The organism is uncultured Comamonas sp. (assembly GCF_964277875.1).
Taxonomy (GTDB): domain Bacteria; phylum Pseudomonadota; class Gammaproteobacteria; order Burkholderiales; family Burkholderiaceae_C; genus Comamonas; species Comamonas sediminis.
Genome location: NZ_CAXYJV010000047.1, coordinates 23,682 through 40,410 on the forward strand (window position 1 = coordinate 23,682; position 16,729 = coordinate 40,410).

The window sequence follows — 16,729 nt, forward strand, 5'->3', positions numbered from 1 at the left end:
TTTGCGCGCCGAAGGATCAGGACGCCGGCGTGCCCACCGCGTTGCTGATCATCTGGTTCACATCCTTGGGCCAGGAAAAGGCCGCGCCCGGGTCCTGCACCACGCGGGGCTGGCCGTCCTGCAGCCACCAGATGCGCATGGTGTTGCTCTTGGCATCCAGTGCCACGGCGGCGGCATTCTGGCCGCCGTCGTGCTGGCGGTTGCCGGTGATGTAGTAGACGGAGCCCTGCTTGCTCAGCGGCCCGGTCACCTGCAGGTTCTGCATGAAGGCCGCACGGTGCTCACCCAGCAGGTGCTGCATGCGCGCAGCCATCACGCCCTGCTGCAGGAAAGCGGCATCGTGCGGATACTGGCCCACCTGGGCCTGCAGCTGGTTCCAGGCCTGCTGGCCGTTGGGGTCCATGCCAGCGGGCGCCGTCTGGCAGCCGGCCAGCGCCAGCGCCGCAGCAGCGCCCAGGGCCAGGCCCCATTTCTTCGTCATCGTCCACATATCGGTGTCCTTGTCAGCGTTTGCAGCGCCCTCTCCTGCGCCCAGCAAACTGTCGATGTCCCGGCGCCCACCGGCTTGGGCCACGGCGGCGTGCCGCCGGCTCCGGTGGGCCCGGGCGCCAAAGCCGACACCCTACACCAATTTTTGCGCGGCGATGGCCATCGCAGGTATCTCCGACAGGCGCTTATCCTTACGGCCTACGCAAGCAACCCGGCCGTCGTACAGTACATCCTTTGGGCCTTGCCACCTGCCCCGCCGCCTTGGCGCGCATGCCCGCGCCGGGCCCGGCGCCCGCCCCGGGCGGCGATGCGGCCAGGCCCCCCGAACAGCCCCAGAAGAACATGAAGCAATACCTCCAACTCGTCCAAAACATCCTGGACCAAGGCTCCTGGCAGACCAACCGCACAGGCATCCGCACGCTCAGCATACCCGGCGCCATGCTCAAGTTTGATCTGCAGCAAGGCTTTCCGGCCGTCACCACCAAGAAGCTGGCTTTCAAATCCGCCATCGGCGAGATGGTCGGTTTTCTGCGCGCCGCGCGCAGCGCCGCCGATTTCCGCGCGCTGGGCTGCAAGGTCTGGGACCAGAACGCCAATGAAAACCAGGCCTGGCTGGCCAACCCCTACCGCCTGGAGGCCGACGACCTGGGCCCCGTCTACGGCGTGCAATGGCGCCAGTGGCCGGCCTACAAGCTGATCGACCTGGCCCGGCCCCACAGCCAGGCCCAGGTGGCCGACGCGCTCGCCAAGGGCTACACCCAGATCGGCGAAGTAGCCGAAGGCGGCAAGCGCCAGATCGTGCTCTACAAGGCCATCGACCAGCTGCGCCAGTGCCTGGACACCATCATGACCGACCCGGGCAGCCGCCGCATCCTCTTCCACGGCTGGAACTGGGCCCAGCTCGAAGAAATGGCCCTGCCCCCCTGCCACCTGCTCTACCAGTTCCTCGTCGACCAAAGCAAGCGCGAGATCTCGCTGTGCCTGTATATCCGCAGCAATGATGTGGGCCTGGGCACCCCCTTCAACCTGACCGAAGGCGCCGCGCTGCTGCACCTGATGGGGCGCCTGAGTGGCTACACGCCGCGCTGGTTTACCTACTTCATCGGTGATGCCCACATCTACGAAAACCACCTGGACATGCTGCAGGAGCAGCTCAAGCGCGAGCCCTTTGAATCCCCCAAGCTGGTGCTGTCGGACCGCATCCCCGACTACGCGGTGACCGGCCAGTACCAGCCCGAATGGCTGGAAAAGGTCGAGCCCTCGGACTTCTGGCTGGAAGGCTACCAGCACCATGCGCCGTTGACGGCGCCGATGGCGGTATAAACAGAAACGCCCGCTATCGCGGGCGTTTGCTCAGGTGGGAGCCATAGGGCCTCAGCCCCCGCAACGCGCCTTCAGCGCCTCGAACGACGCCCGCTTTTGCTTGCGGATCGGCAGCGGCAGCGCAATCGACTCGGCTTCGATCTGCATGCTCTTCATGCGCTCCGGATCGGGGCAATCGGCCGGACGCGGCTCGGGGGCATCCGCGGGTGCTGCTGCCGGTGGTGCGGACGCCGGTGGGTTATCCGCCGGGCGGCTGGTGATCGGGCGGTCATGCTCGCGCGGGTTGATGCCCTGGCTGGACGGTGTCACGGTGATGGTCTCGGCCTTCTGCCCGGCCGCGCAGGGCTCATCCTGAAAGCTGGTGCGGCCCTGGGCATCAACGCATTTGTTGATGGCCCATGCCGGTGCGCTCAAGCAGCACGCTGCCGCGAGCAATCCGGCAGCAAAGGTGGGGCGGGCGTGGGGCATGGGGCAGTCCAGACAAATGGCGAAAAGCCCATTATGCGGCAGGCCACCACGGCGCCCTGTAGTCCCATCCTCAATTCAACTCGATGCGCACGCCGCTCCTGACCAGCGCCTGCAGCTTTTTGGTTTCGGCCTGCAGATACTGGCCAAAGGCCTCGGGGGTGGACAGCGCTACCAGCAAACCGGTCTTGGCAATCTGCGCGCGCACTGCAGGGTCTTCCACGGCGCGGTGCAGATCGGCATTGATCTGCTGCACCACCGCATCGGGTGTGGCGGCTGGTGCCAGCATGCCAAACCAGCTGCCGCTGACAAAGTCCATACCCAGCTCCTTGAAGGTCGAAATCTCGGGCGCGTCCGGGTGGCGCTGCTCGGAGGCGATGGCCACCGCCGCCACCTTGCCGGACTTGACCAGTGCATACGACGACATGCCGTCAAACATGCCATCGACCACACCGGCCATCAGATCGGTCATCGCCGGGCCCTGCCCCTTGTAAGGCACATGGGTAAAGCCGATACCCGCCTTCGTCGCAAACAGCTCGGCGCCCAGATGCGGGCTCGACCCGGGGCCGGATGAGGCCAGCTTCAGCGATCCGGGCTCGGCCTTGGCGCGGTCGATCAAGTGTTGCAGCGACTGCCCGCGCAAGCGGTTGGTGACCAGCAGCACATTGTGGCTGGAGCCCAGCAGGCCCACGGGCCGGAAGGCATCGGGCCCATAGGGCAGCTGGCGGCGCAGCACCGGGTTGGAGGTGTAGGCATAGCTGGTGAACAGCAGCGTATAGCCATCGGCCGGGGTGCGTGCCACTGCGCTGGTCCCTATGATGGTGCCCGCGCCGTCGCGGTTCTCCACCACCACCGGCTGGCCCCAGAGCGTAGCGAGCTTGACCGCCAGCGACCGGGCCAGCGTATCGGTCAGGCCGCCGGCCGAATACGGCACCACGATCGTCACGCGTTTGTTGGGGAAAGCGGCCGTCGCCTCGGCCGCGGACGCGGCTGCAGCGCAAAAAGCCAGACCCAGCCCCAGGGCTGTAGCGCGCCAAGAAATCCATGAAGACATAAGACCTTCCTGAGGGACACTCTGCAAAAATTGGCGGTGCCGTTGCGGCACAGCGGGTGTCTGGGCAGAGCGGCGCAGCCTGCGGTCGCCGCTGACCGCCCATGGCGCCGCTCAATCGACCTTGAGCTTGGCCACCTTGGCCAGCTGCTGCCACAGCGCCATGTCGCGCTTGACGACCTGGCTGAACTCGGCGGCCGACTTGTGCGCAGGGATCAGCATGTTCTGCTCGGCAAACTTGGCCTTCATCTCGGGGCTGCCCAGCGCCTGGCCCAGATCGGCGTTGAGGCGGTCGATGATCTTGGGGTCCGTCTTGGCGGGCGCGAACACGCCATACCAGCCGTCGGCATCGAAGGTGTAGCCCTGCTCGGTCAGGGTCGGCACATCCTGCAGCGCCGGGCCGCGCGCCGAGCCGGTGGCGCCCAGCGCACGCAGCTTGCCGCTGCGCACATGGGGAATCGGCGAGGCAATGTCCATAAAGCCCACGCCAATCGTGTTGGCCAGCAGATCGCCCAGCTCCACGGCGGTGCCCTTGTAGGGCACATGGGGCATGTCCAGGCCGTAATGGGCCTTGATGCCTTCCATCACCAGGTGGCCGGTCGAGCCACTGCCCCAGGAGCCATAGGCCAGGCGGCCCGGGTGGGCCTTCGCGTACTGCACCATGTCGGCCAGGTTCTTGAAGCCGGTCGCCGGGTTGGCCACCAGCAGCACGCCCGCTGCACCCACCTGCGCCACGGGCGCCAGGTCGCGCATGGCGTCATAGGGCATCTTGGGCTGGATGATGGGGTTGATCGCAATCGAGGACGACGGCGAGAACAGCAAGGTATAGCCATCGGCCTGGGCCTTGGCCACATGGTCATTGCCGATGATGCCGTTGGCGCCGGCCTTGTTCTCGACGTAGAGGCTTTCCTTCAGCGAGGTCTGCAGCGGCGGCAGCAGCATGCGCGCAAAGATGTCACCGCCCGATCCGGCCGGCCCCGGCACAATCATCCGGATCGCCTTGTTGGGCCAGGCCGTATTGGCCCACGTTGTGCCGGCGCCCGCTGCGGCGAGCAGGCCCAGCAGCATCTGCCGTCGGTTGAAGTTTGCGCATGAATCGGTCATTTTTTGTCTCCTGTTGACTGCGGATAGCCGGCCCTTGCCGCAGCTACCCCCTGGTTCTATCGCTGGCCATGTCAGCGCTGCCCGGACTTGTTGCGCCCGGTGCAGCTGCCAGCGCTCTCGTTACGGCATCTTCAGATCGGCCAGCTTGGCCAGCCCACCCCAGATCTTCATATCGGACTGGATGGAACGGGCAAACTCTGCCGCCGGTTTGACGGCCGGCAGGGCCATGTTCTGGTCTTCAAACTTTTTGCGGATATCGGCGCTCTGCGCCACCTGCACCAGAGCCTGGTTCAGGCGCTCCACCATCTCGGGGTTGGAGCTGCCAGCCGGCAAAAACACGCCATACCAGCCGTCCGCATCAAACTTGAAGCCCTGCTCGGTAAAGGTCGGCACCTGCGGCGTGGCCGGTGCGCGCTGCGTGCCGGTCACACCCACGGCCAGCAGCTTGCCATTGCGGATATGCGGCACGGGTGACGCGATGTCCATGAAGCCCATCGGAATGTTGTTGCCGATGATGTCCGACAGCTCGGTGGACAGTGCCTTGTAGGGCACATGGTGGATGTCGATGCCGTAATGGGCCTTGAGGCCCTCCAGCGCCAGATGGCCCGACGAGCCATTGCCCCAGGAGCCGCAGGACAGCTTGCCCGGGTTGGCCTTGGCATAGCGCACCAGGTCGGCCAGGGTGGCAATACCGGTCTCCGGATTGGCCACCAGGAAAATGCCCGACAGCCCTATCTGGCCCACCGGCAGCAGATCGCGCTGCGTGTCATAGGGCAGCTTGGGCTGGATAAAGGGGTTGATGACGATGGCCGACGACGGCGCAAACAGCACCGTGTGAGCATCATTGCTTTTGACAACAAAGTCATTGGCGATGATGCCGTTGGCACCCACCTTGTTCTCCACATAGAAGGGCTGGCCCAGCGCTGCCTGCAGGCCGGGCGCCAGCAAGCGGGCAAACACATCGCCGCCCGATCCCGGCGAGCTGGTCACCACCAGGCGCACCGGCTTGCTGGGCCAGGGTGCGGCCGCCCGCGCCAGCGGAAGGGCGGCAGGCAGAGCGGCAGCCATGGCCGCCATCAGCAGGGTGCGGCGCTCGCTACGCAACTGGTTCATGTTTGTCTCCTTGTCCTTGTCGTTCGATGTCATGCCGCCTCCAGCTCAGCCAGCACCGTGATACCCAGCGCCGTGCCATGCACCGCCAGGTGCGCGCCCATCTGGATGACCTGCACCACCGCATCGCGCGCCACGCCCAGGCCATGGGCCTGCTGCAAGGCTGCGCGCAAGGCCTCGGGCTGGTTGGCGGTAAAGCAGGCATGCAGCGCAATCGTGATCAGGCAGCGCTCGCCAGCGCTCAGGCCCTGGCCGCTTTCTGCCGTGCGGGCCAGCGCCTGCAGATGGCCAAAATAGGCGGGGTCCAGCACCTGCAGCCGCGCCCACAGGTCGGGCGGCAGGTTTTCCCCCGCCGTGGTCTCTGCGCCGGGCAGCAGACCATACACCTGGGCCACCTCGTTCAGCGCCGCCGCAGTCGCGCCTGCGCCTTGCAGGCAGACGAGGGTCAGCACATCCAGCAAGTCGTCATCGCTGGCGCCGCAGGCCAGCGCCTTTTGCATGTGCAGCTTCAAGCCGCTGGCAAACAAATGGCTGGCGGAGGCATCGAGCGCCACATAGACCAGTTCCACCATGCGCTCGCTCAGCCCGCCGCTGCGCGCCGGGTAGCCGGCATAGTGCGCATAGGCCTGCAAAAATGCCGGGCGGCGGGCGAGCAACTGCGCGTTCCAGGGCCGCCAGTAGCCACGCTCCTGGCGGTACAAGGCTTCAACGGCGGCGGTGTCCCATTCAGCCATGGTGGCGCTCCTTGGTGCCTGAGATATCCAGGCTCTGCCCGGTCACAAACTGCGCCTGCGCCCCGGCCAGAAAACGGACCAGCGGCAGCAGTTGCGCCACAGCCGCCTCCGTGGCCTGCTCAGGCGACAGCAGCAGCGCATTGATACGCAGGCCCTGCGTGGCCCATTCGCAGGCCAGGGTCGCCACCAGCATGCGCGCGGCAGCCAGCGCCGTCTGGTGCTGCCAGGCAGGCACATCGCCGGGAGCGCTAGCCGGCAGCAACAGCAGCAGGCTGGCATCGCGCGCATGGGCAGCCGCAAACTGCTGGCCAGCGTTCAGCACGGCTTCCACAAGATCGCCGCCAGCCAGCGCCTGGGTGCTGACCACCCCTTGGCATGCCGCGCCTGTGGCAGCCGCATGCGCAGGCGCATCCGCCTGCAGCGCTTGCAACCAGGCGCCATCACAAGCAGCATCGCTGCCTGCTTGCAGCTGCAGATGCAGCGGCGTCTGCAACGGTGCAGGCACGGCCGGGTTCAGCGCACAGCGGCTGCTGCCGCCATAAATGCCCGATCCGCCATCCACCGAGACGATCTGGCCCGACAGCACATGCGCCTGCGGCTGCGCCAAAAACACCAGCGCTGCGGCCATTTCTTCGGGCTCGGCCAGGCGGCCCAGCGGAATCTTCGCAACGGCATCGGCCAGCGCCAGGCGGCCGGCATCCATCAGCCCTTGCACCAGCTCGGTACGCACAAAGCCGGGGCACAAGGTGGTCACCCCCAGCTGCGGGTAGCGCTGCGCCAGGCTGTGCGACCAGGCGATCAGCCCGGCCTTGCTGGGGCTGTACAAGCCGCGCCAGGGAATGGCCTTCTGCCCTGCGCCGGAGGACACATTGACAATGCGCGCATCCGGCTTCAGTCGCGGCAGGCAGGTGTCGAACAAGGCCTGCGGTGCCTGCAGGTTCAGCCGCAGCAGGCGCTGCCACTGCGCGGGCGCCTGCTCGGCCAGCGGCCGGCCGCTGCTGTCCGAGATACCGGCGTTGTTGACCAGCGCATCGAGCGCTGGCAACTCAGCCAGCTGGCGGCCCAGCTGGGCCAGCGCCTGCGCATCGGTCAGGTCCAGCGCAAAGGCCTGCGCACTGGCGGCGCCCTGCGCCAGGCAGTGCGCAGGCAGCGCGGCAATCGCCGGGCTGATGTCGACCAGCAGGCAATCCCAGCCCTGCTGCGCAAACTGCAGCGCGGCAGCGCGGCCAATGCCAGAGGCAGCACCGGTGATCAAGACAGCGGGCATGGAGCGGGCGCCTCAGATGTTGGTGAAGGTAATGCCGCCGTCCACCACCAGCGCCTGCGCGGTGGTGAACTGCGCAGCATCGCTGGCGAGAAAGCAGATGGTGCCGGCAATGTCGTCCACCGTGCCCAGGCGCCCCATCGGCGTCTTGGCCACGCGGCCCGCATCGCGCTCGGCATTGCGGTTGCGTTGCGTGCCCTCGGTCGGCACGGCCGAGGGGCAGACCGCATTCACGCGGATGTTGCGCTCACCCAGCTCCGCCGCCGCAGCGCGGGTAATGCCCAGCACACCCGCCTTGATGCCTGAATACACCATCGAGCTGCCGGCAGAGCGCAGCGCCGCCACCGAGGCCACATTGATGATGGCGCCACCGCGCTCGGCATCCATACGGGCCGCAGCGGCCTGGATGCCCCAGAGCACGGCCTTGAAGCCGATGTCCAGCATGCGGTCCACCGTCTCGGGCATGATCTCGCTCACCGATTGGTAGCGCACCCAGGCGGCGTTGTTGACCAGGATGTCCAGCCGCTGGTGGCGGGCATAGGCCTCGTCCACGGCGGCGGTCATCTCTTCCCGCGTCGCCACATTCTTCACCACGCCAAAGGCCTGGCCGCCTTGCGCGATGATCGCGGCCACGGTTTCCTCGACCAGCGCATCCTTCAGATCATTCACCGCCACCACTGCACCGCGCGCGGCCAGCTGCAGCGCCGTGGCGCGGCCAATACCGGCACCGGCGCCGGTGATCAGGGCCACGCGGCCTTCCATATCTCTCGCGATTACCCCTGTCATTGCGTCACCTCACAACGGTCCATAAAGTCAGCTCCCAGCTTGCGCATCACGGCGCCAGCTCCCAGGCAGGCGTCCAGCTTCTTGTGCTCGCGCAGGCTGCGGTGCAGCCCCAGCTCCCAGGTAAAGCCCATGCCACCATGCAGGTGGATGGCCTTTTCCAGCACCCAGGCGCCCTGGTTCAAGGCAGCGGCCAAGGCGCTGTCCGCTTGGCGGGTATTGCCCCACTCATCCGGGCGCAGTGCACGCCAGGCCTGGGCACTGGATGCCTCCAGCAGCAGGCGCATGCGCGCCAGGTGGTGGCGCACCGCCTGCTTGGCCGACAGCGGCCGGCCAAACTGCACGCGGGCCTGCAGGTAATCGGCAGTGCGTTCCAGCGCACCGGCACACAGCCCGTTCACATACTCGGCCCAAAGCAGCTGGATATCGGCGCAAAAGGCCTGCGACTGCGGCGCGTCCAGGCTCAGCAGCGGCGTGGCGCCGGTGGTGGATACCCACAGCTGGGGCACTTCCGGGTCCAGCATTTCCTCGGTCTGGCAGCGCAGGGCCGCCTTGTCGTAGAGCGCAAAACCGGCATCGGTTTGCACCAGCACATAGTCGGCTTGCTGGCCATTGCGCGCCACCCCGCTCCAGTCGCCAGCGGCCTGCGCGGCCATCACCACGCAGAGCGATTTCTCACCGCGCAGCAGCTGGCCTCCGGCCTCCGTGCCCTGCAGCGCCTTGCTGGCGGCAATCTGCTCGGGCAAGGGGTAGGACAGTTGCATCTGCCCTGCTACCCGCACCACCGGCATCGCAAATGCCAGCGGCAGGCCCAGGCCGCCCTGCGCTTCATCGGCGCAGATACCAAACAGGCCGGCATCGGCCATGGCGGCGGCCGCCTCGGCCGGGCCTTGCCCTTGCAGCGCTGCGATGACCGCCTGCGCCGCCTGCCCAAACTCCTCGGGCTGCAGCTCTTCACTTTGCATCGTCATCCCCTCAGTCCTTGGTCAGCTGTTGAATGCGCTGGGCAATGACATCCAGCTGCACTTCGGTGGTCCCGGCATAGATGCTCTCAGCGCGCGAGAACAGGTAGGCCTGCGTGAAATGGGCCTTGGCGCGTTGCGCCAGTGCGCTGTGGCCGGGGTTGATGTCGGCCACCAGTGCCAGCGCCAGCGACGCAAAGGCCTGGTGGCATTCGGACCAGTACAGCTTGGTCAGCGATCCGCGCGCACCAATCGGCTCACCGGCCTGCAGCTGCTCCACACTGCGCTCGACCAGGCCCTTGAGGCCATCGATCTGGCTGACCACCTGGCCCACCGCCTGGCGCAAACCCGGCTCTTGCAGGCGGCCGCGCAGCGCGGGCTCGGACTGGTAGGCCCGCACCAGCTGGCGCAGCTCGCACTCAAAGCGCCAGGCGCGGTACATGCGGTTGGTGGCGCGCTCGATCGACAGCACGCGAATCGCCGCGCTCCAGCCTTCATCGGCAGCGCCCAGGCGGGCCGAATCGGGCACGCGCACCTGGTCAAAAAATACCTCGGCGAACGACTGCTTGTTGTCGATGGAGCGGATCGGCACCACGCGGATGCCGGGCGTGTCCATCGGCACCGCAAACATCAGCAGGCCCCGGTGCTTGTCGGCCACCGTGCCGGTGCGGGTCAACAGCAGGCAGTAATGGGCCTTGGCGGCGCCGCTGGTCCAGATCTTCTGGCCCTGGATGAGCCAGCCATCGCCATCAGGCGTGGCCTTGGTGCGCAGCCGCGCCAGGTCCGATCCGGCCTCGGGCTCGGAAAAGCCCTGGCACCAGTACTCGCGCATCTCCAGAATCGCCGGCAGAAAGGCCTGTTTTTGCGCCTCGGTGCCCACGGCCATGATGATGGGGCCGGCCAGCTCCTTGCCGATCGAGCTGACGCTTTCGGGCATCGCCAGCGCGCCCACTTCCTGGTTCACCGCCAGGTGCTCGCGCAGGCTCAGGCCATGGCCGCCATAGGCGGCCGGCCAGGTCATGCCGGCCAGGCCCGCCTGGTACATGCGCGCTTCCCAGTCGCGGCACTCGTCCAGGCTGGGCGTGCGGTAGTCCACGCTGTCGGCGCGCATATGGGCGGGCAAATGGCTGTGCAGCCATTCACGCGCATATTGCCGGTAGGCGCCCGGGCCCGATGCGGCATCGGGGCGGGCGAAATTCTCTTCCTGTTTCATCGCATAGTTCCGATCAAAATCTCCGTGGCGCTGTGCATCAGGCCTGCGGCGGGGCGGCCACCATCAGCGCATCGACCGCAATCACGCCCTCGCCGGCGGGTTGGACCAGCACCGGGTTCAGGTCGATCTCGGCAATCTCGCCGGCATAGGCCAGCGCCAGCTCCGACAGGCGCGCCACCGTGGCGGCCATGGCCTGCACATCGGCAGCGGGCTGGCCGCGCACCCCTTGCAGCAGCGGGTAGAGCTTGAGCGAAGCAATCATCTGCAGCGCCTCGGCCTGCGTCACCGGTGCCACCTGCACCGCCACGTCTTTCAGCACCTCGGCATAGATGCCGCCCATGCCCACCATCACCACCGGGCCAAAGGCTGCGTCATGCGATATGCCGGTGATCATCTCCACACCGCCACCCACCATCGGCGCCACCAGCACGCCATCGATCTGCGCCTGCGGCGCGCGCTCTGCCACCCGCGCCAGCAGCTGCGCATGGGCCGTGCGGGCCTGCGCTGCGCTGCGGATGTTGAGCTCGACGCCGCCGACTTCGGTCTTGTGGGCAATGTCGGGCGAAACAATCTTGAACACGACCGGGAAGCCGATCTGCTCGGCAGCGGCCACCGCTGCATCGGCGGACTGCACCACCTGCTCCTGCGTCACCGGCACACCGGCCCGCGCCAAAAAGGCCTTGGCATGGAACTCGTTGCGGAAGACCTGGGCATCCAGCGCCTCCCAGTTCTGCGCGGCAGCGGGCGCGGTGGGGGGCTGGCCCAGCGTCTGGCCCAGGCGCACCATACCGGCCAGCCCACGGGCTGCCGCATCAATGGTCGGAAAGATCGCAATGCCCGCGTTGGCAATGCGCTCGGTCACATCGGCAGGGCCCTGGCCAATCAGCACGATCAGGCGGTCGGGGTAGTCGCGCCGGATCTGGGCCAAGGCCTCCTGGTACACACCGCTCAAACGCGGGTTGTGCAAGGACAGCGACAGCAGCAGCACCAGGGTGCTGCGCGATGCATCTTCCAGCAAGGCCGTCAGCAGCTTGTACAAGATATCGGGCCGGCTGGACATCTGCGCCGTCGCATCGACTGGGTTGCGGGTGCCGGCCACCGGCACGGCTTCCTGGATACGGGCACGGGTCGCGTCCGACAGCTCGGGCAGGTCCAGGCCTGCCTGCACCATCGCATCGGCCATCATCACGCCAAAGCCGCCCGATGCCGCCACCAGGGTCACGCCCCGGTTGCGCGGCAGCAGTGCCTGCGGCACCACCGACAGCGCCGCCGTCAGCTCCACCATGTCTTCGATGGACTGCACCGTCAGCGCACCGGCGCGGGTCAGCGCCGCCTCGATCACCGCGTTCGATCCGGTCAGCGCACCGGTGTGCGAGGCGGCAGCCGCCTGGCCTTGCTCGGTCGCGCCGATCTTGAGCACCACCACCACCTTGCCGGCAGCGCGGGCCGCTTCCAATGCCTGCAGCAGCTGGCTGCCATCGCGGCAGGTTTCCATGCAGCACAGGATGATGCGGGTCTGGCTGTCGCGGGCCAGCGCGGCAATGCCGTCGGCAATGTCCACATCCGCCTCGTTGCCCGTTGCCATGAAGCGGCTGATGCCCAAGCCCCGGCGCACCACCGACTGCATCGTGAAGCTGCCCAGGTTGCCCGACTGCGAGACGATGCCCACATGGCCGGCGGCGGGCAGCTTTTCTTCCAGCGCCACCGAGAAGGAGCCAATCACCCGCTCCTCGATGCCCACCGCACCCAGGCAATTGGGGCCCAGCACGCGGATCTGGCGCTCCCGCGCAATCTGGCTCAGCTGGCGCTGCAGCGCAGCGCCCTCTTCACCAGCCTCGATAAAGCCTGACGACAGCACAATCGCTGCCTGCACGCCTTTGTCAGCGCATTCGCTCAGCGCAGCGGGCGCCATGGCTGCCGGCACCGCGATGATGGCCAGCTCCGGCACCTGCGGCACATCGCGCACGCAGGTATAGGCGGGCAGCGACTGGATGCTGCCGCCCTTGGGGTTGATGGGAAACACCGCGCCGGCAAAGCCATGCTTTTGGAGCAGGTGGACCGGCCGCCCGCCAATCTTGGTGGGATCGTCGGAAGCCCCAATGATGGCAATCGCGCTTGCACTAAAAAACGGATCAAGGCCTGCACCGGGCTGCAGGCGGGTGGTCTGCAGCATGCTCAGCGTCCTTTGAAAACTGGGGCGCGCTTTTCCAGGAAGGCCATGCGCGCTTCCTTGGCGTCTTCGGTCTTGGCCAGCGCCATCGTGAACTCCTGCTCAAAACGGTAGGCATCGCGCTGGGGCATCAGGTCCACCATGTTGGCGGCACGCTTGGCGTAGATCACCGCCAGCGGTGCCTTCGACGCAATCTCGCGAGCCATCTCCATGGCCTTGGGCAGCAGCGCTTCGGGTGCCAGCACCTCTTCGACCACATTGCGCTGCAGCATCTCCTGGGCCGTCAGGCGCTGGCCGGTAAAGAACATGCGGCGCATCGTCGAGCGCCCCAGCAAGGTCTTGAGCATCGATGCCCCGCCCGCCAGGCCCACATTGATCTCGGGCATGCCAAAGGTGGCATTCGACGAGGCATAGAGAATGTCGCAGGCCGCGGCCAGGCCCATGCCTGCGCCGAGGGCCGTGCCATTCACCGCTGCAATCACCGGCTTCGCGCATTCCTTGATCGCATTGCCGGTTTCACGGGTGATGCGGTTGTGCTCCAGAAAATCGCCCGGTACATCAGCGCTGGGCCGGTCCTTCAAATCAGCGCCAGCGCAGAACACCGAGCCGGCGCCGGTCAGCACCGCACAGCGCACATCGTCGCGCTCGGAGATGGCATCGAAGATCGCCACCAGCTCGCGCCGCATCGCCCGGTTGAGGGCATTGACGGGTGGGCGGTTCAAGGTCACCAGGGCCACGCCATCGGCGACTTCCAGCAAAACGGAGGGCTCAGACATGGCGGCCTCCCCGGGTGTGGGCCGCTACCGCAGTAGCCAGGGGGCGGACGGCGGCGCAGCGCGCAGCCTGCGCAATAGGCGCTATCACTTGCATGTTGTCTCCTTGGATCTTGGCTGCTCATGGCGAGCGCCTGTTTCGAATCTGTGTTTGATTCTAGGAAGGAACCCTGCAAATGATTTCCCCCCGATTGGTTGAATCTGTTCTGCGTTCCCCGGGGTAGTGGCGCTCTGGGGCAACCCTATGATGGACCGCAACCTACGTGCAGCGCGGCTCCACCCCAGGAGCCCCAACCTGAAGCCACCCCATGCATATCCAGCCCCTGATCCCGCAACGCCTGGCCCTGGGTGAATGCCCCAACTGGGATACCGCCACCGGCCAGCTCTGGGCCATGGACTGCCGGCGCGGCCAGCTGCTGCGCATTGATCCGGCCAGCGGCCAGACCGAACTGCACCTGCTGCCAGCGCCCACCGGCTCGTTCGCGCTGAACGCCGATGGCCGGATCGTCATCGCGATGAAGGAGGCGCTGGGCCTGTACGACCCTGCCAGCCGCCAGCTGCACACCCTCGCCGAGCTGGACGAGCACCTGCCCCATCTGCGCCTGAACGATGGCTGCGCGCTACCCGATGGCCGCTTTCTGGTCGGCAGCATGCATCTGCATCTCGAAGCAGGCGAAGCGCCCAAGGGCGGCATCTACGTGTTGGAGCGGGATGGCCAGCTGGCGCGCATAGGCCCAGCCCTCAAAACTGCCAATGGACCGCTGATCCACCCGCACAACGGCCGCCTCTTCATTGCCGACAGCGCCGCGCAAAGCATTTATTCGTTTGATATCAGCAGCGGGCAAGCACAAGACCAGCAGCTGTTCATCAGCACCCAGCCCCAGCAATCGGCCCCCGATGGCTGCTGCTGGGACCGCGATGGCGGCCTGTGGACCGCCCTGGTGCGTACCGGCCAGCTCGCCCGCTACGATGCCCAAGGGGCGCTGAGCGAGCTGATCAGCCTGCCGGTGGCCCACCCCAGCGCGCTCTGCTTTGGCGGGCCGGATCTGGCGGAGCTGTATGTCACCAGCATCTCGGACAGCGGCCGCCTGCGCGCCAGCGGCCCGCTGGACGGCGCCATCCTGCGCATCACCGGCCTGGGCTACGGGGGGCTGGCCAAGCCCCAGGCGCGCATCCTGAGCGACTAGTCACTGGGGCAGCGCAAAGCGCTGCGCCTCCCCTGCCACCTGGCTGGCGACAAAATCCAGAAACAGCTTGACCTTGGCCGGGATAATCGCCGAATCCACAATCGTGGCAAACATGCCCTCTTCAAAAGTGGTATTGCTCACCACATAATCGGGCAAGAGTCGCACCAGATTGCCCGCCGCCAAATCGGGATAGACGGTGTAATCATCGAGCAATGCAATACCCTCGCCCAATTTGGCCAGCTCCAATAAGGCAATGCCATTATTGGTCAAATGCCGGGGCGAAAATCTAATATCCTCCACCCCGGCATCATTCTTGAAATGCCAGATATGGTCCCGGCCCGGCAAATAATAGGCCAGGCATTGCGCCTGCAATAAATCAGCCGGCTTCTGAATGGCAGGTATCTTATCGACATAGGCAGGCGACGCCACCAAATAGCGCTGGCTGTGGAACAGCATGCGCCGTTTGACGCCCGCCTCGACCGGCGGCGATATTCTGAAATCAATATCGATATTGTTCTTGACCAGGTCCACCTTGGTCTCGGACAGCAGCAGCTCCACCAAAATCTCCGGGTGGGCCTGGCGGAAGCGGGCGATCAGGCCGGGCAGCACGCGTTGGCCGAACATCGTGCGGGCGTGCACGCGCAGGCGCCCCTGCGGGGCGGAGCTGATGGCGGTGATGCGGGTGTGCGCCTGGTTGATGGTCCAGAGAATGCCTTCCAGTTGGGCGGCGTACTCCTGGCCCGATTCGGTCAGCGACACCTGGCGCGTGGAGCGCAGCAAGAGCTTGACCTGCAACCCGTCTTCAAACTCGGTAATCATTCTCGACACCGCGGTGGCCGAGATGCCAAACAGCCGCGCCGTCTCAGAAAAACTGCGGGTCTGCGACACCGACAGGAACAGCTCCATCGCTCTCAGACGGTCCATGATTCCTCCAGTTTGCGCAGTACTGAATCTCGAATTTCACGCATACAGATCTCCTGACCCCACCCCTAGAATGATTCCATATTGCCCATCATCAAGGAGACATCATGGAATTTGGCGTATTCATTCTGGCGCAGCAGCGCGGCTACCACCAGCGCTCACAGGACGTTATCAACAACTCCATCGAACAAACCGTGGTGGCAGAACAAGCGGGTTTCAATACCGCCTGGTATGCCGAACACCATTTCAATAATTATTCGCTGTCGCCATCGCCGTTAATGACCGTGGCCCATGCAGCAGCGAAAACCAAAACCATTCGCCTGGGCACGGCGGTGTGTATTTTGCCACTCTACCACCCGGCCCGCTTCCTGGCCGAGGTCGGCTTTGTCGACACCGTGTCCAATGGGCGACTCGAACTGGGCGTGGGCTCGGGCTACCAGCAATTTGAATTTGAGCGCTTTGGTGTCGAGATCGCCAATTCCGGCGCGATCTTCAATGAATTTCTCGACATTATTCCCAAGGCCCTGACCCAGAAAATATTCGAATACCAGGGTGAGTTCCTGAATATCCCCCCCAGCTCCATCGCCGTGCGCTGCGTGCAAGACCCAATGCCCCCGCTGTGGGTCACCTCGGGCAACCCGGTCACCCTGGGCCGGGGCGTGCGCGAAGGCCACAACCTGTTTGTCACCGCGCTGCTCAACGGCAATGACGCCATTGCCGGCCTGCGCACCAAGCTGGAGAACATTGCCACGGCCGAAGGCAAGGACCTGGACAACGATGTGAAGTTCGGCTTTCTGCGCTGCGGCTATGCCTCGGACAATGCATCGGAAATCAACGCCTACCTCGACTGCGCCCGCTTTCAGCGCCGCATCTCGGAGAGCCTCAAATTCCGCCGCGCCCAGTCGGAAGACGGCTACATGGTCAAGGAAGTGCCGACCGACACCGACCCGACCTTCGAGCAGCTGCGCAAGAACCTGCCCGTCGGCTCGGTCAACGAAGTGATCGACAAGCTGCTCGAAGAGATCAGCATCCTCAAGCCCAAGCACATTGCACTGCAGACCCAGCTGGGCGACTTCGACCAGAAGACCATGCTCAAGCAGATCGAGCTGTGGGGCGACAAGATCATTCCCGCCGTGAAAAAAGAAGTGGGCCAGGCCGTAGCGCTGGCGTGAGGAGACAG

At 65.8% G+C, this 16,729-nt stretch carries 16 protein-coding genes; 3 read left to right on the forward strand and 13 right to left on the reverse strand.

Features of this window, described 5'->3' with window-relative positions; genetic code table 11:
* Positions 1–16: 16 nt before the first annotated feature.
* On the reverse strand, positions 17–490 hold the full coding sequence (locus ACHWUQ_RS19030; protein ID WP_313332493.1) for a hypothetical protein: 474 nt from the start codon (positions 488–490) through the stop codon (positions 17–19).
* Positions 491–831: 341 nt separating this feature from the next.
* On the opposite strand from ACHWUQ_RS19030, the gene ACHWUQ_RS19035 reads away from it, so the two are divergent.
* Positions 832–1,812 carry a thymidylate synthase gene (locus tag ACHWUQ_RS19035; RefSeq protein WP_394682072.1) on the forward strand — a complete coding sequence of 327 codons (981 nt, stop codon included), beginning with the start codon at positions 832–834 and terminating at the stop codon, positions 1,810–1,812.
* A gap of 51 nt (positions 1,813–1,863) precedes the next feature.
* Here ACHWUQ_RS19035 and ACHWUQ_RS19040 read toward each other — a convergent pair whose 3' ends face one another.
* The 11 genes from ACHWUQ_RS19040 to ACHWUQ_RS19090 all read right to left on the reverse strand — a co-directional run bounded on the left by ACHWUQ_RS19040 (position 1,864) and on the right by ACHWUQ_RS19090 (position 13,444).
* Positions 1,864–2,280 (reverse strand): DUF4124 domain-containing protein, encoded by a 417-nt coding sequence (locus tag ACHWUQ_RS19040; protein WP_394682073.1) that lies wholly within the window; start codon positions 2,278–2,280, stop codon positions 1,864–1,866.
* Between the two features lie 70 nt (positions 2,281–2,350).
* Positions 2,351–3,331, reverse strand: a complete 981-nt coding sequence (locus tag ACHWUQ_RS19045; RefSeq protein ID WP_394682074.1) for a tripartite tricarboxylate transporter substrate binding protein — start codon at positions 3,329–3,331, stop codon at positions 2,351–2,353.
* Between the two features lie 111 nt (positions 3,332–3,442).
* Positions 3,443–4,432: a Bug family tripartite tricarboxylate transporter substrate binding protein gene (locus ACHWUQ_RS19050; protein WP_394682075.1), complete on the reverse strand. Its 990-nt coding sequence runs from the start codon at positions 4,430–4,432 to the stop codon at positions 3,443–3,445.
* A 120-nt stretch (positions 4,433–4,552) separates the two neighbouring features.
* Positions 4,553–5,545, reverse strand: a complete 993-nt coding sequence (locus ACHWUQ_RS19055; RefSeq protein WP_394682076.1) for a Bug family tripartite tricarboxylate transporter substrate binding protein — start codon at positions 5,543–5,545, stop codon at positions 4,553–4,555.
* Positions 5,546–5,574: 29 nt separating this feature from the next.
* Positions 5,575–6,276, reverse strand: coding sequence for a carboxymuconolactone decarboxylase family protein (locus tag ACHWUQ_RS19060; RefSeq protein ID WP_394682077.1), 702 nt, complete (start codon positions 6,274–6,276; stop codon positions 5,575–5,577).
* Positions 6,269–7,543, reverse strand: a complete 1,275-nt coding sequence (locus tag ACHWUQ_RS19065) for an SDR family oxidoreductase (protein ID WP_394682078.1) — start codon at positions 7,541–7,543, stop codon at positions 6,269–6,271. The genes ACHWUQ_RS19060 and ACHWUQ_RS19065 overlap by 8 nt, the downstream gene beginning before the upstream one ends.
* A gap of 12 nt (positions 7,544–7,555) precedes the next feature.
* On the reverse strand, positions 7,556–8,326 hold the full coding sequence (locus tag ACHWUQ_RS19070; protein WP_394682079.1) for an SDR family NAD(P)-dependent oxidoreductase: 771 nt from the start codon (positions 8,324–8,326) through the stop codon (positions 7,556–7,558).
* Positions 8,323–9,294: an acyl-CoA dehydrogenase family protein gene (locus ACHWUQ_RS19075; RefSeq protein ID WP_394682080.1), complete on the reverse strand. Its 972-nt coding sequence runs from the start codon at positions 9,292–9,294 to the stop codon at positions 8,323–8,325. Before ACHWUQ_RS19075 ends, ACHWUQ_RS19070 begins: the two co-directional genes overlap by 4 nt.
* Positions 9,295–9,298: 4 nt before the next feature.
* Positions 9,299–10,498 carry an acyl-CoA dehydrogenase family protein gene (locus ACHWUQ_RS19080; protein WP_312525034.1) on the reverse strand — a complete coding sequence of 400 codons (1,200 nt, stop codon included), beginning with the start codon at positions 10,496–10,498 and terminating at the stop codon, positions 9,299–9,301.
* Between the two features lie 37 nt (positions 10,499–10,535).
* The gene (locus ACHWUQ_RS19085) at positions 10,536–12,671 is read right to left on the reverse strand and encodes an acetate--CoA ligase family protein (RefSeq protein ID WP_394682081.1); all 2,136 of its coding nucleotides are present in this window, start codon (positions 12,669–12,671) and stop codon (positions 10,536–10,538) included.
* A 2-nt stretch (positions 12,672–12,673) separates the two neighbouring features.
* Entirely contained in the window at positions 12,674–13,444 is a 771-nt protein-coding gene (locus ACHWUQ_RS19090) for an enoyl-CoA hydratase/isomerase family protein (RefSeq protein WP_394682082.1), read from the reverse strand.
* A gap of 305 nt (positions 13,445–13,749) precedes the next feature.
* Between ACHWUQ_RS19090 and ACHWUQ_RS19095 the strand changes: the two genes are divergently transcribed.
* Positions 13,750–14,628, forward strand: a complete 879-nt coding sequence (locus ACHWUQ_RS19095) for an SMP-30/gluconolactonase/LRE family protein (protein WP_394682083.1) — start codon at positions 13,750–13,752, stop codon at positions 14,626–14,628.
* Here ACHWUQ_RS19095 and ACHWUQ_RS19100 read toward each other — a convergent pair whose 3' ends face one another.
* The gene (locus tag ACHWUQ_RS19100) at positions 14,629–15,552 is read right to left on the reverse strand and encodes a LysR family transcriptional regulator (RefSeq protein ID WP_394682084.1); all 924 of its coding nucleotides are present in this window, start codon (positions 15,550–15,552) and stop codon (positions 14,629–14,631) included.
* 104 nt (positions 15,553–15,656) lie between these two features.
* On the opposite strand from ACHWUQ_RS19100, the gene ACHWUQ_RS19105 reads away from it, so the two are divergent.
* On the forward strand, positions 15,657–16,721 hold the full coding sequence (locus tag ACHWUQ_RS19105) for an LLM class flavin-dependent oxidoreductase (RefSeq protein ID WP_239811534.1): 1,065 nt from the start codon (positions 15,657–15,659) through the stop codon (positions 16,719–16,721).
* Positions 16,722–16,729 lie beyond the last annotated feature (8 nt).